This window comes from Paenibacillus sp. FSL R5-0908 (assembly GCF_038006245.1).
Taxonomy (GTDB): Bacteria; Bacillota; Bacilli; order Paenibacillales; family Paenibacillaceae; genus Paenibacillus_AQ; species Paenibacillus_AQ odorifer.
Genome location: NZ_JBBOUV010000001.1, coordinates 3,698,359 through 3,719,677, shown reverse-complemented (window position 1 = coordinate 3,719,677; position 21,319 = coordinate 3,698,359). Strand labels below are relative to the sequence as shown.

Sequence of the window (21,319 nt, the reverse complement as noted above, 5' to 3'; positions counted from 1 at the left end):
TACAATCAGTTTGAATGTCAACTTATTTATGATCCCAACTCTGGCTGGATAATAAACAGAAGAATTAAAAAATTCTTTTCACAACAAAAAAACCACCGTCAATTCCGTTAGGAAAAACGCTGGTTCTATGATCAGCTCCAACTCAACTTAATAATGGTTCCTTGTCCAGGGCTACTCTCAACAGCAATCCTGCCCTCCATACATTCGATTAATCCCTTGGAGATCGCCATGCCAAGGCCGGATCCGTTGGAGCTAGATCCCGTGTCCGTTCCTCGATAATATCGTTCAAATAGACGGTTAAGTGTGCCTTCATCCATTCCATCGCCATCATCGGAGAATTGAATAGTAAATCCACTGTCCTCATCATTCATAGTAAGCGAAACCGTTAAAATCGTATTAGAGGGGTTATGAAGTAAAGCATTCGCAGTCAAATTGTTGACCACCCGCTCTAGCCATGGAGTATACAATCGGGCTCTCACTTTGTTTGGTGCCGGCACAAATATAATTCGTTGCTTCCCGTATTCGGGATTTGCAGCAGCTTGATCAAGGGCTTGACGTAACCAAGAGTTCAATTCCACCTCCATCAGCTCTGGTGGCTTGATCCCTGTTTTTAGCCGATAGGTCATGGCAAGATCACTAATAAGCATGTCCATATGGGCTGATTTATCCAGTATCGTCCTTGTAAACTTGCGAACTTCCTCTTTCGACCAATCATACGAAGGCTCCGCCAGTAAATGGGCATAACCAGTTATAGAAGATAAAGGAGTTTTTAAATCATGTGTAACACCTGCGATCCATTCTTCCCTCAAATTCTCTGTTTGTTGCCGCAACGCCTGATCTCTCTGCAAATTAGCAGATAATTTCTCTATGGATACCATAACATCAGAAAAAACCCGGTATCTCCGCCTCCATTTACCTACTTGTGTTCGACTACGACGATTTCCTTTACGGTCCATAGGCTCTGTATATATAGCATTTCCAATGGAATCGAGCCATACAAGCATATGCAGCATTGGCGCTCCAAACCTATGAGCTTGCCATAAAGAAAGCAATATAAATGCAAGCAATAAAGCCGCGAGCATTGCTAATGAGCCTTTAATGACAATTTTAACCTCTTCAGGTACCCATACCTTTTGTCCTGTATCTGCACCCTTTACGTTTGGTTGTCCAACGATCCATGTTTGGCCCGTTTGTTTATCAAAAGAAGATCGGACATGATAGCCGTAACGTTCACTGTAGAGAGTGCGTAGTGCTAGCTCTGGCACTGAGTATTTGGTGGGAATCATCTTTGGCCTATTATAGGAGAGCAGCTCCGTACCTGATGAATCAATGAGTTGAACAAAAGCCTGTGATGATTTAATTTCTCTTTCAATCGAATCAGGCAGAACCAGATCTCCATCTACTGCATCAAATGTACCTTCGCTCATTTTTTTTAACAGAGGATCTAGTATATTTGGCGCGCCATAAAGAAGCGTGAATTGTCTCCCGTTTTTCTCTTGAATCCATACAGCCAGAGTATACGGAAAAGGCTGAGTCCCTGTCCAATAGGCGACTACTTCACCCGGTCCATATTGAATTGGGACATCTTTTGGAGTGTTGTAGGCACTTTCAACTTTTCCATTTTCATCGATGTTTTGCAGCCAGCCCTTATTCTTCTTCACTTGCTCCAGCAAGCTTGGGGAAAATTGAATGCCCTTCTCATCGATTTTGGAGGATTCAACCAGTTGCTCTAAGCCAACATTCGCAAAATCACGCGTAATACTGATATCGAGAAAACGCAACAGCATCCAAGTAAACGTTACTGCTGCAATAGCGAGAACAACCATTCCCGTAATTGCTAGCTGTAGAACGAACCTTAACGTTAACCGACGTTTGATATTCATGGCATGGACAACTCCTGGCGGTCTACCTTTACCAGCTTATAACCAAGACCCCTAACGTTAACAATAAATTTTGGATCGGACGGGTCTGCTTCGATACGTTCTCTAATTCGATGAATATGAACCATGACCGTATTATCATCACTCAGTGCTTCATCGCCCCATACTTTCTCATATAACTCACTTTTGCTGAAAATCTGATTGGGATGTTTGCATAAGAAGACCAGCAGTTGAAATACAAGTGCCGGACAAGCAACAGACTGACCCTCTACCAGGAGTTCTCCCGCTGTCTCATCTAGCTTAAACCTTCCGTAATCATATACATTTGCAGATTTATGGGGGACTATTTCTACACTCTTGCCAGTAGCCTGTTGGTTAACAGAAGCAAAATATCTCCGCAGTTGTGCTCTTATACGAGCCACCACTTCAAGCGGGTTAAAGGGCTTGGTAATATAATCATCTCCGCCTATAGCAAAGCCCGTTAATTTATCGAAATCAGACGTCCGCGCAGTCAGAAAAAGAATAGGGGCATCCGTCGTTTGCCGGATAAAAGGGCAGATTTCGATGCCACTACGTCCGGGCAGCATTACATCCAGCACAATTAAATCATATTTTTTGGATTCACAGGCACTTACTGCTTCTTCACCTGTTTGCACTGTATCTATATTGACGTAACCTTCCTTACGAAGCACTGTCTCCATAATGTCTAAAAGCGATACCTCATCATCAACCAATAAAATTGAAGCCTCATTCATATAAATTTTCCCTTTCACAATAGACGTTTTTATCATCATAGCATGATTTTTTTGGCTAGCAATCTTACTAATCTTAACGGAAGCTTAATTCGTATTCATTAAATAGCTAGTAAATTATGTAAGTGTTAATATAGAATTTCAGAAGAGCTAAGGATAGACTGCTACAATCGTAATACTGGGAGGCGATATATATGAACAAAAAACCTAAAAAAATCATTCATAAAGTTATTTTGAATACAAGAACTGCCTTAGCTGTAGGGTCACTGTCTTTATTAATGGCTGCCTGTGGAGGAGAGAATGCAGATGTGCCGACTACTGAAAAGGCGGAGCAGACAACAAGCCCGGTCACAGCTGCCATTCTGAGCGGATTTGCTCCAGATGAACTATCAAAGATTCTACTGGACGGGAAGTACAAGGAGTTGTATGCCCGCTTTAACCAGACTTTAAAAGATGAAATAAGTGAAGCAGAATTAACCGAGACAGGAAAAGAATTCACTAAGGGTATCCATACATTGGAAAAGGCATCGACCATGCAGCTTAATGGATTTGATCGACGCACATGGGTTAGTGATGCTGGCAATAAGGGGCTTGTCGGGATGTTTGATCCGGATGGGACGATTACATTAATTCAAGTTCAAGAGCTAACCCCTTCTCCTGAAACCGACAATGTACTAAGCAAACATGAATATGCACTGCCGTTTGAGGGAGATTGGTATGTATTTTGGGGTGGTGAGAATGTGCTTGTAAATTATCATTATGAGTTAGAAATCCAGCGTTACGCTTACGATTTTATACAAACCAAAGATAACTATTCCTATAAAGGAGATCCACTAAAAAATGAAAGCTATTATGCCTTTGGCAAAAACATCCTCGCTCCTGCGGACGGCACCGTTGTATCGGTTGTGAATGACATTAAAGACAATGAGCCAGTTGGGGTCATGAATCCGAATCAAGCTACAGGAAATATCGTTGTCATTGATCATGGCGGGGAATATAGTCATTTGGCGCATCTCAAACAAGGGTCAGTTACTGTAAAACCGGGGGATAAAGTCGAAAAAGGTGAAGTTATTGGCTTAACAGGTAATTCTGGTAATACGAGCGAGGCCCATCTACACTTCCAAATCTCAGATGGAGCTGATCTATTCACTTCCCGGGCAATCAGAGTTAAATGGGAGCAAAATTTAAAACCAATTCAAGGTGAGACTATTTCCGCCGCTAATTATCGCTAAATTCCGGGTCGCTAAGGTTGTCTCTCATAAATAATAAATCAGATGAGACAACCTTGATCTTCCCTAAAAAAATTCCTACTTTCTTGTAATACCAATACATATAATCCGGGTAATTCACTAATATTAATAGCCATATAGGATATATAGTGACTAAAACTTGCTCTCTTTTCAGAGGAAAGGAAGTGTCAACCCCAATGTCTTTACTCCTAGGCTCTCATGTGTCTATGACCGGAACAAAAATGCTCCTTCGAGCTAGTGAAGAGGCAGCATCTTATGGAGCGACCACCTTCCTTTTTTATACCGGAGCCCCACAAAATACATGCCGCAAACCCATTGAAGCTTTGAATATTGAAGCTGGACATGCTCATATGAGAGATAACGGTATTTCTAATATTATTGTTCACGCTCCATTTATTGTTAACTTAGGAAATACACTTTCGGCACAGGTCTTTGAGCATAGTATAGAGTTTCTTCAAGCAGAAATCATAAGAACAGAAGCTTTGGGTTCAACCCAAATCGTCCTACATCCTGGCTCCCATGTTGGTGCTGGCTCTCAAGCCGGCATCTCTCGGATCGTGGAAGGCTTAAACGAAGTGCTAACAGATAAACGAAATGTTCAGGTTTCATTAGAAACTATGGCTGGAAAAGGTAGTGAATGTGGAGTCTCTTTTGAAGAACTTGCAGCTATTATTGATGGAGTGACCCATAATGAGCGTCTGTCGATTTGTTTGGATACTTGCCATATCCATGATGCCGGTTATAACGTTAAAGAAAATTTTGATGGCATATTGAATAAATTTGATCGATTGATCGGAATAGAGCGCCTAAAAGTCATTCACGTCAATGATTCAAAGAATATTATGGGCTCACGTAAAGACAGGCACGAAAATATAGGACACGGATATATCGGTCTTCAGGCGCTTCGATATGTGGTCCACCATCCTCAACTATCAACCATTCCCAAACTCCTAGAGACTCCCTCCATCGGTGAAAAGAAATATGTAAACGCACCCTATAAGCATGAGATTTCCTTGTTAAGGGGAGAAACAGATGAGCTGGTAAGAAAATAAGTTAATATGGTGGTTTTGAGCATAATCAATCTGTTAGACTACAGCTATTGGACTAGTTATTTATAAATAACTCCTTTGAAATACCTTTGATTTTTTTACAAGACATAGAAATTCGTTCTCAATCATGGTTCAAGGATTCTTTAATTATAACCCAACATTTTCCTTATATATTAGCTGTTCGCCCCACAAAATTGTCTTCCTACATCGTATTTATTGCTATAATGTTCAATTAAGTTGCAAATGTTTCAAGAAAAATCAAGTAAATGAACATAACAAAAAACAGGTCAATCATGGGGATATCTAACCATAATCGACCTGTTTATTGTACCGCTTTAGAGATAATTAGGTTGTACTTTCCGAGTATTTGTGCATGTACAAACGAAATAATTATATCTTATATCCGAATATTACATATAGTTAAGTGTATGATTAGTTCACTCGGCACGGCACTAGCCACAAACTATTAAGAGTCTTCACATTCCTTTTCACATATAAGCCAAATAATTACTCAGTGTTTATTTCTAAATGTGGACAATAGATATGACCATTAGGGTCGATAATATATTTAACAGTTGCTTCATTATCTGAAATAACAATTGTGTATTCATTTTCCGCAAAAAAATCATTTGGTTCTATACTTACTCTGACTAACCAAACTGAACCATTAATACTGTCGAATTCACTATAAAATTTTATGTCACGCTCCAAATTATCTGAAATCTCACCTGACAACTCATATTTATTTTTATATTCTCGGGCAATGCTCAAAGCTATTCCCAAATTTAAATTGGTATCCATTCTATATTATTTAATAAACTTCCCTATAACTTTAATCAGAGCTTCTAATCCTTGATAAAAGTTTCCAAGTCAACCTAATCTAATTCTTTATTCGGTTTTCCAGTATTGCTAAAATCTAAAAGAGACTTCATCTCATGGCTTGATATGCCAACTAGCAATTCTCCATGTATTGTAATGCTTGAATTCACAAAATGTATTTCATCAAAACCAGTGATATTTAGGAATTTCGTATTTTCAAAGTGACAATTAAGGAATTTCACATTTTTAAAAGTAGAATTATTAAATGTTGATGATGAAAATCTAGTGTTTTTAAATTCAACTTCAGAAAAGGTTGAATCATCCATATATGTTAGTTCAAGTTGTGCATTTGAAATTTCCACATCAAAAAACTTCGATTCATAAAAGGTTGTTCTAAAAGAATCTAAGTTTTTGAAGACTGTTGAACTAAACCTCGTATCGTCCGCCTTACCTTTCCTGAATATATTATCTGAAAATTCACACCTATTAAAGTTACTACCGCAGAGAGATGCTCCACTTAAATACACGTTTGAAAAGTCACACTCGTTGAATACTACTTCTAAAAAACTACTATTGTTTAAATCATATCCTGTAAACACTATCCCATCAAAAGAAGTATCTTGATAATTAAGTTCGCATACTTCTTTTGAAAGCCCCATTGAAAACTCAGTGTATTTCTTTAGTTTTGTAAATAAATCCATTTAATAACACCTCCTAAGGCCATGTAACAACTTTATCTATAAAACCTTGAATTGATATTTCATGCAAAAGTTCTGCTTTGTTTTCGATACTTAAATTAGTGACATCTAGTATCACATTTTCACCTTCGCTTAGAGATTTATTAATTGATCTCATAGCGCTCGAAAGTTTGTAACCTCCCTTTTTAGGCGGATAATTTGAATTAAAGGACTTGACATCCCAAGCTTGCCCTTTTGCATCTATAAATTCTGCTTTTCCAGATGGATCTCTAGCTATAGGTCCATCTAGTTTTTTCATTTCCTCAAGTTCTAACCCAACCCTTGCCTCATGTTTTCCTTTTTCAATATCAATCTGCCTTGTGGAACCTGCATGAGCTGGATCATGTGCCAAAGCGTCAATCTCAGATTGTGTTCTTTTGCCAATAAAATTCTCAGCTTCGTCAAATTGGTCAACAAGTCTATGATCTGTCTGACCTTTACCCGTCCCCTCAATCTTACCACCTTTCACATCCCCAAACCCATTCATCTCATTTAAATAATGCTCCTGCACAAATGTTTTGGGCAGTGGATTTGAATCCAGGGGAATCTTTCCTATACTGAAAGGCACACCTTCTGGCGTGCTTAAAAACGGCTTGAATTTCGGGAGTTCAGCCAAGTGACCGGAATTCTGAATGACTTTATTGAGGTCCTTCACGCCTTCCATCGCTTTAGTGGCAAAATCTTGTACCCCATCGGCCACTTTTCCTACCTTTGTACCCTTTGTCACAGATAGCCCCGGTACCAATACAGAAGCAGCTGCACCCAGCATGGAAGCTTTTTCCTCCGGCGTTCCCTCATTAAAGTTATGATACATCTTCTTTGCTGCTTCTGCCAATACTTCTGGATGTTCCATGATATAAGATGCTGTATCTGCCATTTCCTGTGTCGTCTTCTCCGGGTCTATGACAAAATGGAATGTAAACGTCACTGTATCCACTACACCCATAACGGTTTCCTCGATAAGAGATCCTACAAATGCCCGCGTAACCGCATCCGCTTGAACCACTTTTTTCCGCCATTCGGTCATTCCGTAGGTTGATTCCAACCACGAATAATATACCGATAACGAATTGGTTTCGTTAGGTTTTAATACATGCGCATTAAAATAGTTGAGGGTTATCTCATTCCTATTGTTATATGCGGTAATTGGTGTCCCATCTGGAAGCTCCATCGGCGGAATATTCAGTCGTTCTCCTACGAGTTGGCGCTTGGCCCAGGCTCCCTGTTCTCCCGTTTCCATCGCCATACGAAGCATCAGCAGATACGATTCATTCTGAACTAATGGTACGCTGCTGGTAGTAATCGACGGATCATAATCACACGCCTTAACCACTGGCTTCTTGAAATAACCACTTAGATCCTTACCTGCTTGGTAATGGACTTCGTCTATGCCTAGATATTTCAGCTTTTGGCGTGCGTCTTCCGCCAGCTTATGCATTGCTTCCATTTGAGTCTTGTTTCCAAACGCTTGATATACTTTATATGCGGTCTGCGCTTTTGCAATTTGATCCCGTGCCTGGTAGATATCCTTCAGCTTGCTTTGGGCTGTAATGGAGTCGATCGTTCCCAGTCCGGAATTCTTAACTGTTATTTGGAGTTTCTGCACCAAAGGATCGCTATTCAACTCATCCCGCCCCATTAAAGCGGCAACCGAGGTGATCAGATTCTTGACCATCTTTTGGGCATTCGTTGGGATCGGAAACTGCCCACTTGCATTGCCTCCCCCAAGTTTTCCGAACATCCCTCCAAGAGTACTAAACTGCTGAAAAAGTTGATCAGCCTTCCTCTTGTTCTCATCCTGTGCACCTTGAACCCCTTTTACTGCAAGACGAATAATATCTTCAAGCTTTTCAGCTTCTACCGTCAGTTCATTGATAAGTGTCTGAGCTCGTATCAAATCTGAACCCAGCGGAATCCCACCCCAGTTATTGGTCTGACCTCTCAGCTGCAAGTACAGCCGGTTGGTATCTTGGCTTACCAGTCTGATTTTTGTCTGCAGGCGTTCAACTTCATCTTCTTTAAATACCATTTTGTCCAATGCCATTTATGACCTCCAGTTCTTACACTTAGACCATCCAATGCACTACTTTTTTCGACCCCTCAGGTCTTTATGTACTACTTCATATTTAAAAACTTGAGTATTTGGAGCGCACACCTAACCTATATATCGGCGTAACTTCCCATTATTTTACTTTAAATCCTTTCTTTTAATTTTTATTTCTAATCACTGCTGTAAGTATAAGTAGACAGCAAAAAAAACAGGTTGATTATAGTGGTAGCCCCTATAATCAACCTGTTAACTGAACGCTATAGCGTTATTTACGTTATTCTTTTCTAGCGTCTAAATGATCGATTATCCTTTAGTAGGATCACTGGTCACTATAGATGCATTTACCTGGAGTTTTTTTAACGAGTTTTTCTTTGCTGTTAATTCTTTGGAAAGATCAGCTTGCAGGCGATTCATGTTCTTAATTTCATCGTTAAGCTTTTTGATTCGCGTCATTTTACTGCTCAAATCTGTGTGAGACTTGCTAAATTTCATATCCTGTTCTAATTGATTAATTTTGAATTTGGATTTTTCCTTTTTGTTCTTCACGTTTTTGAGCTTGCTCTCTACCTCTATGATTTCTTGTTCTAACCTTTGGATCATTGGTTTGGTGAAATTAATCGCCATTCTTACACCCCATATCATTTAGTGTTGCCGAGAATCAATTCTACTATAAAAGAACAAAAAAGCACACTCATTAGAGTATGCTTTTTAAAAATAATCAGAGAAATAAGGATGTTCTGGCCTGATTAACCCTTCCAGGAATTGAACTGTAGCTTCATCTGCCTGGATCCGACCGATCCTAGCCAAATAGGTAGGTCGCTTATAGCCCATTAACATCGTGGTTAAAGTAGGAATGTCAATCAACAAGGAAGGGTTAATCCCTCCTGCGTGCAAAACACCTGTTCCATCTTTATCCACATTAAGCGTAAATGTACCCCGGTTCCATTCCAGCATCGGATCACTCAAGGTGAAGATAAGGCAACCCTCTTTATCCTGTTTTTTAAACGGATACTGTTCGATAAATAATTGTACATCCACTATCCGGGCCATAAAATAAGGAGCAATGGTTTCCTTGATGTCACCATCATCTAAAACGAAGGAAAGCGGCTCTCCTTTATAAATATCCCCTTTGACAAGAGTAATCATCGAAAAATGTGCACTTATAAAGTTCCATAATCCCACGCGAGCTTCTTCGTTAATATAAACCATTTCTTTGATATAAAAGATCTCCTCGGCAACCCAATACAACAGATACCCTGTGGGCAAATCATCATTGTTATAATAGATGCCTACCGTCATTTCATCCAGATCCCAGCGTAAATATTCTTCCCAAGCCAACTTATTTCGAAGCATAGCTCCATGATGCTGCATGGAGAACTGATCATATATCTCCTTGATATCTGGATGTTCAATAGTTACCCGCTCCACGTTCCCAGGAACTTTTTTAGTTTTCGGCAGCTGGGTATCCGGAACTTCAAATGAGATTTTATCGGTAATGATCTCCCAGCCTTTCCGCCTATAATATGGAATAGAATACGGAAATAGATAAGAAATTGATTGCTTGCGGCCCCGCATTTTAGTTAATGCATGGAGCATTAGTTTATTCATTAAACCTAAATTAGCATATTCCGGATAGGTTCCCACACCCGTCAGGCCACCCATCTCATAAATTCGCCCAAAAATATTTACTTGAAATGGGTATACTGCTAACTGTGAAATCAATTTATCACCATCAAACCAACCGACTACATCAGCATACTTTAGAACTGGCAGCTTCGCTTGGGTGATTTCGCGATTTTCCCAACCAAAGATTTGTAAATCACGATTCGTCACTTGAAATACATAACGTAATAAATTATTAAATTGCTCTGCATGTTTAGTCTCGACATTTGCTAACCTGATCCTGTCCTGCAATTTATTGCGACTCACTACAATACCCCCGCTGAATTCCCCAGATATAAATCAGAAATCACTCTTATTATTCTTTATATCCGTTCAATAAATACATTCTTTCAGAGAAGGTTAGCCTAGCGAATTCTTTTGCAGCTTCGGGATCAAAGCATACGCAAACGTGATGAATGGGCTTAACCACAGAAGGGTGGCATAAGGTATATATTCAATTACCGGCACACCTAGTGTAGCAGCGAAAAAAGCACCGCTAACTCCCCAAGGAATTAAAGGATTAACAAGGGTTCCACAATCCTCTAACGTACGGGATAGTGTCTTTGCTGGAATGCCTCGGCGATTATATTCATCTTTGAACATTTGACCGGGCAACAGAATAGAAAGATACTGTTCACCAGTCATCCCATTAACCGCAATGGATGATGCGCCGCTCATAAGCACGATACTGCTTTTATTTTTGAGCGGTTGAATGATTTTGCGAAAAAAAGCCTCTATGACACCACAATGTTGGATTAGTCCGCCTAATGATAAAGCAATCAAGATAAGTGAAACGGAACTCATCATTGATTGCATTCCACCTCGGTTAACGATAGAAGCAACGGATTCATTGGCAATAGTACTTTCGTATCCATTCTGCATCACACTGAACCAGACACCGATTTCTGCCTGCTGCTGAATAATAGCGGTCACTAGAAGACCAGTGACAATACCAACCATCAGTGTAGGGAGAATTGGAATTCGTTTGATTGAGCAAATAATAACGGCAAGTGGTGAGATCAACGTTAACCAGTGAATATGAAATCCATCTTGTAGAGCAAACTTAATCCCCTGAATCGACGATAAATCAATCGCATCAGCTTTTGGTGCGAACAAGAAAAAGACAGTAGTTATTATAAGCGCCGGAATCGTTGTGTACATCATATTACGAATATGTGTGAACAAGGATATACCTACCACTGCAGGTGCGAAATTTGTAGTATCAGATAAAGGTGACATTTTATCACCAAAACAAGCTCCGCAAATGATTGCTCCAGCAGCAAGTGTTGGCGAAATCCCTGTCGTCAAAGCAATACCCATCAAAGCTACACCGATCGTGCTAACGGTGGTGAACGAGCTTCCAGTAAACATAGAGACGACAATTGTGACATATAACGCGCTTACTGCAAAGTAGTTCGGATTAATATAATCCATACCATAAAATAAAAGTGTAGGCACCGTTCCACTCATCATCCATACAGCGATCAATACTCCGATCAGCATGAGGATAAGAATGGGCATTATAGCTGTTTGGATGCCTTTAATGATAGCTGCCTCAATATCTTTCCATGACACGCCAAATAAACCCAATAAGACTGCTGTGCCAACTGTGGTTGCGAGAAGGGGGATATGAGGTTCTGCTTTTAATAGGAAAATAGATACAAAAAGAAGTGCAAAAATAAAAGCGATGATAATCATACTTTTCGAAAAACTAAGCTGACGGTCCATAACGATAGTGCTCCTTAACATTGTGATTGGGATAAAATTCGGAGATTGCGGCGCTTCCTTACTTTTAAGCTTTTAAGCTTTTAGGCTTTTGGGCAATGAAGCACAGAGGTAATATTAACGATAAGATAGAGAAGAGTCAATGTTAAGAACATACAATGAAGGTTTTTCCATTAAAAAAACAGAGGGCAAAATGCCGCTCTGCTTTATATTCATCCTATTCACTTTACAATTGCAGCTTTAAAATATCCTGCGGAGTTTCAAATTTATATTTCGCGGGAATATGCTCATGCTGCTTACATCCCCATAAGCTAATCCAAAATCGACACCAGCATCTCGTGCACATTCATAATCATAAATCGTGTCCCCTATGTAAATAGATGATTCAGGGTTTGCTTTTGATAATCTAATAAATTCTAGCAAGGGGTCTGGATGCGGCTTATGCTTTGCTGTATCTTCTGCGATAACGGTATATGATAAATATTTAGTTAAGCCAAATGGAGCGAAATCGTCATTTAGCTCATCTCTTGTCTTGGAAGTCACAATTCCTTGAACGATCTCTTTTGACTGTAATGAACTCATTACATCTACAATTCCGTCAAAAATGTTAATAGTATCATAGAAATCTTTCATGAAAACATTCCATCTCTCATTGCCCTCATGGATATCTTCAATCCCAAGTTGTGGTAATGAAGCTGAACCGGGAATACCTAACACAAAATAGAGCTCTGACAATTCATACTCTTTGTTGTGATCCACCTTTAACATCTTTTGCAGAGAACTCAAAACAGCAATTTCTGTATCAATTAAGGTTCCATCCACATCAAAGATTACAGTGTTATATTTACGCATAACTACCTCCTATAGGATTACAACAAATACAAGATTATTAATCGTTAAGCTTAATCTATGACTTAGAAAATAACTCTACGGCTTGCGTATCCATAATCGGATGGATATATTTCTCTAGCGTAATCGTTAGGGGTTGAGGATAATCTTTCGCTCCCTTTCCAAAAGTATAACGCATTTCATCCACGGCTGTACCCTCCTTTGAAGTCATGTAGCCACCGAAGTTTCCTGCCGAAGTTGTTTTGATTGCTCTTTTATGCACATTTCCTTCCGCATCAGTAAAAGTATCAGCAAGTCTAGTGTAGTATTTTAAATATTCGGCATCAGTAATTGTATGCCGCAACAAGATCTCTCCTTCATCTGCATAATTCTCTTGCGTTGGAGCAACAAGCTCAAGGCCGCTTCCCGGTGCTTCAATGATTTGCTGCTTATTGAGATCGACAACAATTTTCATTTTATTCTTTTCCACTGCCGAGATACCAAAGGTTTTTAATGAAACAGTGTCTAGCTGACGGTTTAGGCCGCTCTGACTGTTCCTGAACACCAGCGTGAACTTGGAGTTGTCCGAATAGACTTCAGAATTGTCAGAGTTGACGATGTCGGGGTAAAATAATTTCTCGGTAGCTCCCCCATTTGTACTAATCAGAACTGGATTAATCAATTGGAAAATTTGTTTAACATTGTTCAGATCATACTCCAAATCTACATAGGTACTAAGCGGTGTATATTGCACTAGATTCACTTTAATCTTTTGCCCGTCAACTGTCAGCATTTTATCCGTTTTTAGAATTTTTTCCTGTGCTTTGAGCATATCAGGATTAAGTTCGAACGCAACATCCAGATTAGTCCGGTATTTATTACTACTGGATTGTAGCGCCTTATCTGAAGTTTCAGTGAGAATGACATTATAGTTTACTTCCTTTGGATATTTAACCGTTGGTGAAAGACTAGTGGTGTATATAAAATCCTTAGACTCGCCTGGTTGAATTCGGTTATCGCTGGCAAGCATACTTAGTGCAGCACCTTTATGTAGATTCGACTCCTGTATGCCTTCATATTGAAGCGCAAAATCCGCATGTATAACTTCTTTGTCTGTATTGTTCTGAACACTATATAGAATATAAACCTTCCTTCCATCTGTTACTGCACCAGTTACATCCACACGGTACCCCTTGTTTTCCGCGCTCTGACCCACCGGCATCACGAGATTCTGTTCCAGAGCACTAGCAAGCGCTGGTTCTAACCTTGAAAATGAACGATAAGCTGCAAAATCATCTGTATTTTTAGGGCTGGCGGTTTGAACTGAAGGTTGAGCCACTTCCTTGGCCGGTAATCCGATTGAAGAGTATGTAAATAATAGGGCTACGGCTGCAGCTGCGATCACTCCCATACCTGCGGTATAAAAGCGGCGTTTCTCACGTTTTTTTCCTTCCATAATTCCCTTTCGCATCGCGTTATATATTTTCATTTCCTGTAAAGTTTCAGTATTCTGATTCATTTCATCAACATTTTTCTGCAAAATACGATCTTCTTTATCTGTCACTCCGTTCACCTCCCATATCACTTAAGCACATTACGAAGCTGTTTAAGTCCCTCACGTAACCAGGTTTTGATTGTACCTTCAGGTTTTTTTAGCACTTTTGCAATTTCGATTGTAGTCATGTCATTGTAATATTTAAGAAGTACCACATGCCGATATTTGGGCTTTAACCGGTTCATAGCACGTTCCAGATCAATCCGGTCGTTGCTTTTCATTTCCTGAGTTGCAACCTCTGCCAGCTTCTCCGTAGGAATCACTCGTTTTTTTCGTCGTAGTTCATCCATACAGCAATTGATCGTAATTCGAATCAACCAAGGTGTAAATGACTGTTCATCTTTAAGCTTCTTACGTTTCATCCAAGCTCGACATGAAGCCTCTTGTACAACTTCTAACGCGTCCGCTTCTGTCCGTAGATAACTATAAGCGACGGTGTACATTTTCCGATGCTCCACATACAGGCGTTTAAAGAAAACTTCCTCATCCATTCGGGCAAAATCAACCATTCTGACCTCGTCCATCGTCCTATCCACCACTCACCACACCCCCTCTTTTTTTTGTCAGTGTCGGTATTAGGATAAAGTCATCGTTCTGATGTTCTTATAAGTAAGACGGAGTTGAACGTAAAAACGATTGATTTTTTTCATAAAAAAGTGCTGGCAAAGATGCCAACACTCCATTTTCATATTTATCGATCACGATTAACCATATAATTCAATAGATGTTTTAAAAAATTGATATTGCGGGGGATCTCTTTTAGCGCCTCCATGGCAAGACAATAGTGCTCCCACATCTCTTTTCTAGCGCCTTCTGAACCCAGAATGGAGACAAACGTTGCATTGTTATTCTCAACATCCTGACCTGTGGGCTTACCCAGTAATTGTAAATCCCCTTCCAAGTCGAGTAAATCATCTTTAATCTGAAAAGCAATCCCCGCATGATAAGCGAATTTCTTCAATGCTTCAATTTCTGTCTCCTTAACCTGTGCAAGAATCGCTGGCATAACTAGTGAAGCTTCGAACGCAATGCCCGTCTTATAGAAACAAATCATATTTAATTGCTCTAGCGTCAATGCTTTTCCTTTAGAATTCAAATCCATCGCTTGCCCCATGCAGGTATCTTCCGCCTTTTGAGCTGAATATTGCATTAAAGCAATTACGGATGTAGCATCGAATGTATGAAGGGATGCCTGTTCCTCAATCGACTTCTGAATTAGAAAGAGGCCTGTCAATTCCGCCGTTGCGCTATTATACACCTCATGTAGAGTTGAACGGCCTCTTCGAGTGGGAGCATTATCCTGAGAGGGCAAATCATCGAAAATTAAGGATGCAGTATGCATATATTCCAGAGACCTCAAAAGCGGCACAATTGCCGCGCTGTCTAATCCGTATTCGTTCACACCCATAACCCAAGTCAGGATAGGTCGTATTCGCTTGCCATCACCCTCTAAACTATAATTGGCTGCATCAATTAACATTTCTTTCATAGCTGGTGTCCCAACAGGTTTATTAATTGGCAATTGATTGTTGATTTCACCACGAACCTTTTGAATCGTATTGTGAAAATCCACCTTTTCCTGCTTGTTGTTTTTTAAATTCGTAAGCATCTGATCTCTTAGTAGTTTGTCAAAAAAATCCACATCATCAGCTTTCAACACCATTTGCTGCACGAGACGATTAAATTCGGGTTGACCCGAAGCAAAGATCTCCATAATCTCTTTATACTTTTCAGTACCCAGACGTTCTTTACAACGCTTCAAACCGTTAATTGCTCGATCTAGAATCACTTCACGGGTTTTGGCATCGGATTGATATACGGTATGGATTAGGTGAGAGATGACGGTCCAGTATAATTCAAAAGGGTTTATCAAATCTGAACGTTGATCACGGTATTTCAGAAAATAGGTATACGGCGTTACCGCTCCCTCTTTCATATCGTCAAACATATCTGCAAAATCATCAGCCAGTTGATTGTAAAGACCATAATAAAAAGTACGTTGATCAAATCCATCATCTGTAGGTGCACTAATGACGGATCGGACAATTAAACGGGAAGAAGAGGATTTTAAGATAATGGGGATATAAAGCTCTTCATTGGTGTATTTAGCGTTGGAAAGTTCCTTAACACGGTCCAGCTCCTGAGATTGAAAAAACACAAAGGATTGCTCGAAAAATATGTTCTGCATTTCTGGACGTTGATAGCTTTTAATATATTCGAAAGCTTCACTAAGCTCCGAATGTACGTATCGAATGAATTCCATGTTATCTCCGGACCATTCTCCAAGCTCAGGCACAGATCTAGTAAGGATAGCGTCGCGTATCATAAGGGAATATTGCTCTTTTTCTTGAACCGTTAAGACACTGGAATCGAGAAGATCATCAATAAAAGGATAAGTCAGCCCATAAGAATAACCAAGTCTAATGGCTTCACTAAGCTTCTTAGAACGTTCCAAAGGTGGGGTACTCTCCCCCATTTCCTCCATTACATGCAGAATGACCCCGATAATGATCTTAATTAACTTACGCTGCGCTTGTTCGGCATTCATTTCCTGCGGAATATGGGTTGATACGTTCTTTAGCTTGTCGATCACCCAGATGGTGGCGGTCTCGACGCCTTCGTTCTGCGCCCAGCGATATACTCCTGCCAAGCTCATAAATTCCGATTGATCTCTTATCGTTGTTGAATCGTCTGGGATCAATTGAGATCTAATGTCAGCAACCATTCGCTTAATCCTCTTTTGTGTATCAGTAGAATTCAAGGCTTTGCCCAGATCCCTCATATATAAATAGGACACGCTGCGATCTAAATAATCATCCAATTTACCGTTAAGATTCAGCCAGCCTATATACCTATGATAATCCTGAGAATCAGGTTTCCTTTTCCCTCTAGAGAAAAATGACAACCATGAGCGGCGATGAATATGATGTTTTTTCCATAATTGAATGTCTTCAGTCAGAGTGGATACATAAGTTTTTTCTTTGAACTGCATGTGCAGTGAAACAAAATACTGAGCCGCCCTCTGCTCGGCTAGCGAATAGGCTGAATCGGCATGATCGGTTACATTCACATTCATAGGTGGATTACCTCAACTTCTCTTTTGGTTAATTGTCGGTCATGTTCATATCTTATACGGAGAAGTGTCTTTATGGTTACGAATTCTTAGCCATTCGTTTCCCAATAAAGTCAAAGATCAGACCCGCTGTCCTTTTTATAGGACCCAATGAAACAGGATAATAATAACCCGACTCAAACCAGCCTTGTTCTTTGTAATAACGATAATCCCTGGAATGATCATCAAGCATTGTTTTTATACTTGTACGTGACATTCGAAACAGCATTAATCTGAGAAAAGAAGGAACTGGGGTCTTGGGCGATATAAGGTCCTTATAGAATCTTTCGGAGGCTTTCTTTATTTCTCTCGTCATTTTTTTCTGCGCAACTTCTGTTCTTGGCTCCAAAGTAGTCAAAACACAGCCTTTTGTAACTTGAAATCCGAAATTCTCGCCCATATTGCTAAGGTATTTTACAATTTTGTTGCCTCCAAAGATCCCCTGATTGACAATAGCCGTGAAGGTTTTCCCGAAGAAACGAGGTCTATGAAATACAAAAGCAAGCCGATCCAAGAGGTTCTTCATCGGTGCCGATACATGAAATGCATAATTAGGCGTGGCGAAAATAATTCCGTCAGAATGGATCATTTTCTCCATCAATACATCGCGATCATCCTTTAGTGGACAATATTCCTCACCTTTATTGAAACATATCTTACAGCCCCGGCAATATTCAAGCCGATAATCTTTTAGAAAGACATACTCAAATTCAATATCACCATATGCTTTTAAATTATTGCCAAATTCACAAACCGCTTCAAAGGTCGCATGCTTTTGTTGATTCCCAATAAATGCAGTAACTTTTTTCATTTGAACCCCTCCATATATGCATATTTTGATTAATACCTGTAAAAATGAATGAATTATATTTTGTTCATTCATATTGTAGCACCTTGATCCCTTTTATGCGATAAAATTCCATTTGAGAATGCAAAAAAACAGAAGCCCTACTTGAGCAGGCTTCTGTTAACTTCCCTCTATATCTTTTTAGCGTAATTATGTGTAACAAAATCAACTAGCAGATTCACACTGCTCTCCATATCGTAAATCTCTGTGTTAACTGTCAATTCGGCAAGTTCAGGGGCTTCATAAATAGCATCAATACCTGTAAACTCACGAATTTCACCTTTTCTAGCTTTCTTATACAGCCCTTTAGGATCACGTTGTTCGCAGGTTTCTAATGAACATTGCACATAAATCTCTGCAAACTCGCCAGACTGAAAACGATATCTAATCGCTTCTCTTGCAGCTGAAGAAGGTGAAATCATCGGGACAAGCACTATAAAGCCTAGATCCAAAAACATAGATGCTACTTCGGCTGCGCGCCGCATATTTTCTTTACGATCCTCTTCTGAAAAGCCTAAATCAATATTCAAACCTTTTCTTAGCTGGTCGCCGTCGATCACAGCACATCGGATGCCTTGCTTAAACAATTCTTTTTCAGCTTGTTGTGCTAGTGTACTTTTTCCTGAACCTGATAATCCTGTGAACCAAAACACGCCCGCTTTATGACCGTTCAACAGCTCCCAATCTTTTCTATTCATTCTAAGACGCCCCTTTCTATATGATTAATATTATACTAGTTTACCGCAGTCTTGAGAGAAATGGCTGATCCTAATTCCTTCTGTATATACGTCATATCAGTCATCTGCTCAATATGGTAAACTCCGCCTGGGGGTGGTGAATCATATAGATGTTTTGCTACTGCCGCTGTTACTTTTGCCGTAATGATAGATTGATTCTTTCCTTGTAATAAAAAATCCGCATGAAGTAATTTACCTACTGAATTTCTTCCACGTGCCTCAACCTTAATAGCGAACCCATCATCCCCCAAATGCAGCCGCCCCATAACACGAACAATTGAATTCTTCAGCCAGCCAATTTGCAGTAAGCGAACGGCTCCAGTTCTTTTCGTTATTGCCAGTATTTTAGTAACTACAGCTGAATCAAGACAAAATCGTGTAGAGATAGACGATGATTTCAGTGTTCTGCTAAGTGTCTGTTGATCTGAGAATGGAAAACGGTAAGCATATCGGTTACCCATCTCATCACCAAAATGATACAACCTTCTGTCTGTAAAGCTCTCCACCTCAACCTGTTGATTATCCTGCTTCACTTCGAACTTAGCTGCTAAACTGTCGACTGTCCATTCTAGCGCCGCTTTGCCATGAGAATCACCTAATCCGAGCATAATGGCAATTTCTATCTCCTCGATCTGATCCATCTGCCGCTCTGCTTCAAGGGCCAGGAGATTAGTGATGCCGGGAGCAAGTCCTACACTTAAGACAGCACTTGACCCATTGTCTTCAGCCTCTCTCTTGAATTTCTCAATTTCATTCAAAAACAAACCGTTCGCAGATACATCCACATAATGAATACCGCTTCGAAACACAGCTCTTATAAAATCCGTATCCGTTTGATCTAAGCACATAATGATTAATTTCACTCGTTCTAACTTATCAGTAGGTAAAGGTTTATTAATATCCAACTGCATCGGCTTAATTTTCCCATCAGTTGTTTGACTGAATTGCTTTGCTTTTACAAGGCTTCGCCCTGCAGCATATACTTTTCCAGGATATTTTTTCTCTAAGATTTCACAAATGGTACGCCCTACATGGCCATATCCGCCGACGACTACAATATCTTCTTTTCTCTGCATTTTATCACCGCATCCTATATAATAGAAATAATTAAGAACCATTCTCAATTATACGGATATGCTTTATATTCACTATCCCATAAATGTGGGATACCTATTTTTATACTCCAAGACTAGAGGGCTTACCTATGAAAACCATAAGACAACTTAATCATATTAAACAACAAATCAGAAGGTTAGGTGCTATTTCTGATTCTTCACATAGCTACCGTACTTCATTACTGTCGATTTTACGCGAGGCTGTACCCTTTGATGCTGCCTGCTGTACCCATGTTGATCCACTGACACTACTCTCGACAGGTGCGGTGACAGAAGATAACGTGGAATCCATTCATCATCACTTGTTCCAGATCGAATACGGTGAAGAGGATATTAATCCCTATGAGCAAATGGTTCATAGTAAAGTGCACGTAGCTACTTTATATGAAGCAACCGAAGGGCAGCCAGATTTGAGTGCTCGCTATCAAAAAGTACTGTCTCCGGCAGGTTTTGAGGATGAATTACGCGCTGTACTTGTTCACGGAGATGCGTGTTGGGGGTATCTGACACTTTACAGAAAATCGGGTCAGCCTGTATTTTCACGGGAAGATTGTGAGTGGATAGCCTTAATGCTTCCTGAGATTGCCGCAAGAATGCGGGCTTACAGTCTTGACTTGCCTGAGAGAAATCAGACTTGGCTGGAAGAAGATTACGGTTCCGGAATTGCCGTCCTTTCTGATCAACTAGTGCTCCTCTCCTCCAATCCTACAGCAGACCGCTGGTTAGAGAAACTTCGTTCATTAGAAAAAATTGATCACCATATCCTGCCACGACCAATTCGGGCGGTGAGCACACAAGCAATCAATAGTCCCTTTGAATCTTCGGGGATGGCTAAGTCCTGTATCCGGATGTCAGACGGACCTTATTTAGTGATCCGGGCTAGCCGGCTTCACGCATACGACGGTCAGACGCAAATTGCTATTTCATTCGAGCCTGCACGTCCAGCAGATATGCTTCCTATCATTGCAGAAGCGTATGATCTGACGAAACGGGAACAGCATTTACTTGAAGGAGTAATTCGCGGATTATCTACTAAAGAATTGGCTGCTGAGCTACATATTTCTGCTTACACGGTTCAGGATCATTTAAAATCCATTTTCGCTAAAGCAGGTGTCAGCAGCCGTAGAGAGCTTATCTGGCATTTACATTCTCGATATAGCATTTCAGAGAAATAGGATCGCCGAGCTTCTTATCAAAAAAG

The 21,319-nt window shown here is 40.1% G+C and carries 18 protein-coding genes; 3 read left to right on the top strand and 15 right to left on the bottom strand.

Annotation, left to right across the window (positions count from 1 at the left end; translation table 11 throughout):
* Positions 1 to 131: 131 nt before the first annotated feature.
* Positions 132 to 1,883, bottom strand: coding sequence for a sensor histidine kinase (locus MKZ09_RS17025; protein WP_076133400.1), 1,752 nt, complete (start codon positions 1,881 to 1,883; stop codon positions 132 to 134).
* Complete coding sequence (locus MKZ09_RS17020) at positions 1,880 to 2,635, bottom strand: response regulator transcription factor (protein WP_076133402.1); 756 nt, start codon at positions 2,633 to 2,635, stop codon at positions 1,880 to 1,882. Before MKZ09_RS17020 ends, MKZ09_RS17025 begins: the two co-directional genes overlap by 4 nt.
* A gap of 191 nt (positions 2,636 to 2,826) precedes the next feature.
* On the opposite strand from MKZ09_RS17020, the gene MKZ09_RS17015 reads away from it, so the two are divergent.
* Positions 2,827 to 3,864, top strand: a complete 1,038-nt coding sequence (locus MKZ09_RS17015) for a peptidoglycan DD-metalloendopeptidase family protein (RefSeq protein ID WP_076203985.1) — start codon at positions 2,827 to 2,829, stop codon at positions 3,862 to 3,864.
* A gap of 194 nt (positions 3,865 to 4,058) precedes the next feature.
* Positions 4,059 to 4,934 carry a deoxyribonuclease IV gene (locus MKZ09_RS17010; RefSeq protein WP_076203990.1) on the top strand — a complete coding sequence of 292 codons (876 nt, stop codon included), beginning with the start codon at positions 4,059 to 4,061 and terminating at the stop codon, positions 4,932 to 4,934.
* A gap of 504 nt (positions 4,935 to 5,438) precedes the next feature.
* Here MKZ09_RS17010 and MKZ09_RS17005 read toward each other — a convergent pair.
* From MKZ09_RS17005 to MKZ09_RS16945, 13 genes are all read right to left on the bottom strand, one after another.
* The gene (locus MKZ09_RS17005; protein ID WP_341041079.1) at positions 5,439 to 5,714 is read right to left on the bottom strand and encodes a hypothetical protein; all 276 of its coding nucleotides are present in this window, start codon (positions 5,712 to 5,714) and stop codon (positions 5,439 to 5,441) included.
* 92 nt (positions 5,715 to 5,806) lie between these two features.
* On the bottom strand, positions 5,807 to 6,451 hold the full coding sequence (locus tag MKZ09_RS17000; protein WP_076133412.1) for a pentapeptide repeat-containing protein: 645 nt from the start codon (positions 6,449 to 6,451) through the stop codon (positions 5,807 to 5,809).
* A gap of 13 nt (positions 6,452 to 6,464) precedes the next feature.
* Positions 6,465 to 8,531: a hypothetical protein gene (locus MKZ09_RS16995; RefSeq protein WP_179089548.1), complete on the bottom strand. Its 2,067-nt coding sequence runs from the start codon at positions 8,529 to 8,531 to the stop codon at positions 6,465 to 6,467.
* Positions 8,532 to 8,840: 309 nt separating this feature from the next.
* Positions 8,841 to 9,161 (bottom strand): hypothetical protein, encoded by a 321-nt coding sequence (locus MKZ09_RS16990; protein ID WP_076134909.1) that lies wholly within the window; start codon positions 9,159 to 9,161, stop codon positions 8,841 to 8,843.
* A gap of 84 nt (positions 9,162 to 9,245) precedes the next feature.
* Positions 9,246 to 10,466, bottom strand: coding sequence for a GNAT family N-acetyltransferase (locus MKZ09_RS16985; protein WP_076134910.1), 1,221 nt, complete (start codon positions 10,464 to 10,466; stop codon positions 9,246 to 9,248).
* 93 nt (positions 10,467 to 10,559) lie between these two features.
* On the bottom strand, positions 10,560 to 11,927 hold the full coding sequence (gene nhaC, locus MKZ09_RS16980) for a Na+/H+ antiporter NhaC (RefSeq protein ID WP_076203995.1): 1,368 nt from the start codon (positions 11,925 to 11,927) through the stop codon (positions 10,560 to 10,562).
* Positions 11,928 to 12,164: 237 nt separating this feature from the next.
* Complete coding sequence (locus MKZ09_RS16975) at positions 12,165 to 12,776, bottom strand: HAD family hydrolase (protein WP_256719187.1); 612 nt, start codon at positions 12,774 to 12,776, stop codon at positions 12,165 to 12,167.
* A gap of 55 nt (positions 12,777 to 12,831) precedes the next feature.
* Entirely contained in the window at positions 12,832 to 14,316 is a 1,485-nt protein-coding gene (locus tag MKZ09_RS16970) for a DUF4179 domain-containing protein (RefSeq protein WP_076204000.1), read from the bottom strand.
* Between the two features lie 17 nt (positions 14,317 to 14,333).
* Positions 14,334 to 14,831: an RNA polymerase sigma factor gene (locus tag MKZ09_RS16965; RefSeq protein ID WP_036678355.1), complete on the bottom strand. Its 498-nt coding sequence runs from the start codon at positions 14,829 to 14,831 to the stop codon at positions 14,334 to 14,336.
* Between the two features lie 167 nt (positions 14,832 to 14,998).
* The gene (locus tag MKZ09_RS16960; RefSeq protein ID WP_076204004.1) at positions 14,999 to 17,383 is read right to left on the bottom strand and encodes a polyprenyl synthetase family protein; all 2,385 of its coding nucleotides are present in this window, start codon (positions 17,381 to 17,383) and stop codon (positions 14,999 to 15,001) included.
* A 76-nt stretch (positions 17,384 to 17,459) separates the two neighbouring features.
* Positions 17,460 to 18,302 carry a flavodoxin family protein gene (locus MKZ09_RS16955; RefSeq protein ID WP_256719188.1) on the bottom strand — a complete coding sequence of 281 codons (843 nt, stop codon included), beginning with the start codon at positions 18,300 to 18,302 and terminating at the stop codon, positions 17,460 to 17,462.
* Between the two features lie 95 nt (positions 18,303 to 18,397).
* Positions 18,398 to 18,964 (bottom strand): adenylyl-sulfate kinase, encoded by a 567-nt coding sequence (gene cysC / locus MKZ09_RS16950; protein WP_076134916.1) that lies wholly within the window; start codon positions 18,962 to 18,964, stop codon positions 18,398 to 18,400.
* 35 nt (positions 18,965 to 18,999) lie between these two features.
* Positions 19,000 to 20,079, bottom strand: coding sequence for a saccharopine dehydrogenase family protein (locus MKZ09_RS16945; RefSeq protein WP_076204028.1), 1,080 nt, complete (start codon positions 20,077 to 20,079; stop codon positions 19,000 to 19,002).
* A 128-nt stretch (positions 20,080 to 20,207) separates the two neighbouring features.
* Here MKZ09_RS16945 and MKZ09_RS16940 point away from each other — a divergent pair, with 128 nt between their 5' ends.
* Positions 20,208 to 21,293 (top strand): helix-turn-helix transcriptional regulator, encoded by a 1,086-nt coding sequence (locus MKZ09_RS16940; RefSeq protein WP_076204031.1) that lies wholly within the window; start codon positions 20,208 to 20,210, stop codon positions 21,291 to 21,293.
* Positions 21,294 to 21,319: the final 26 nt, after the last annotated feature.

Coding starts and splice junctions, on each gene's coding strand:
- MKZ09_RS17025 (WP_076133400.1), bottom strand. CDS start 1,883: ATGAATATCAAACGTCGGTTAACGTTAAGGTTCGTTCTACAGCTAGCA.
- MKZ09_RS17020 (WP_076133402.1), bottom strand. CDS start 2,635: ATGAATGAGGCTTCAATTTTATTGGTTGATGATGAGGTATCGCTTTTA.
- MKZ09_RS17015 (WP_076203985.1), top strand. CDS start 2,827: ATGAACAAAAAACCTAAAAAAATCATTCATAAAGTTATTTTGAATACA.
- MKZ09_RS17010 (WP_076203990.1), top strand. CDS start 4,059: ATGTCTTTACTCCTAGGCTCTCATGTGTCTATGACCGGAACAAAAATG.
- MKZ09_RS17000 (WP_076133412.1), bottom strand. CDS start 6,451: ATGGATTTATTTACAAAACTAAAGAAATACACTGAGTTTTCAATGGGG.
- MKZ09_RS16995 (WP_179089548.1), bottom strand. CDS start 8,531: ATGGCATTGGACAAAATGGTATTTAAAGAAGATGAAGTTGAACGCCTG.
- MKZ09_RS16990 (WP_076134909.1), bottom strand. CDS start 9,161: ATGGCGATTAATTTCACCAAACCAATGATCCAAAGGTTAGAACAAGAA.
- nhaC (WP_076203995.1), bottom strand. CDS start 11,927: ATGGACCGTCAGCTTAGTTTTTCGAAAAGTATGATTATCATCGCTTTT.
- MKZ09_RS16975 (WP_256719187.1), bottom strand. CDS start 12,776: ATGCGTAAATATAACACTGTAATCTTTGATGTGGATGGAACCTTAATT.
- MKZ09_RS16965 (WP_036678355.1), bottom strand. CDS start 14,831: ATGGACGAGGTCAGAATGGTTGATTTTGCCCGAATGGATGAGGAAGTT.
- MKZ09_RS16960 (WP_076204004.1), bottom strand. CDS start 17,383: ATGAATGTGAATGTAACCGATCATGCCGATTCAGCCTATTCGCTAGCC.
- MKZ09_RS16955 (WP_256719188.1), bottom strand. CDS start 18,302: ATGAATGAACAAAATATAATTCATTCATTTTTACAGGTATTAATCAAA.
- cysC (WP_076134916.1), bottom strand. CDS start 18,964: ATGAATAGAAAAGATTGGGAGCTGTTGAACGGTCATAAAGCGGGCGTG.
- MKZ09_RS16945 (WP_076204028.1), bottom strand. CDS start 20,079: ATGCAGAGAAAAGAAGATATTGTAGTCGTCGGCGGATATGGCCATGTA.
- MKZ09_RS16940 (WP_076204031.1), top strand. CDS start 20,208: ATGAAAACCATAAGACAACTTAATCATATTAAACAACAAATCAGAAGG.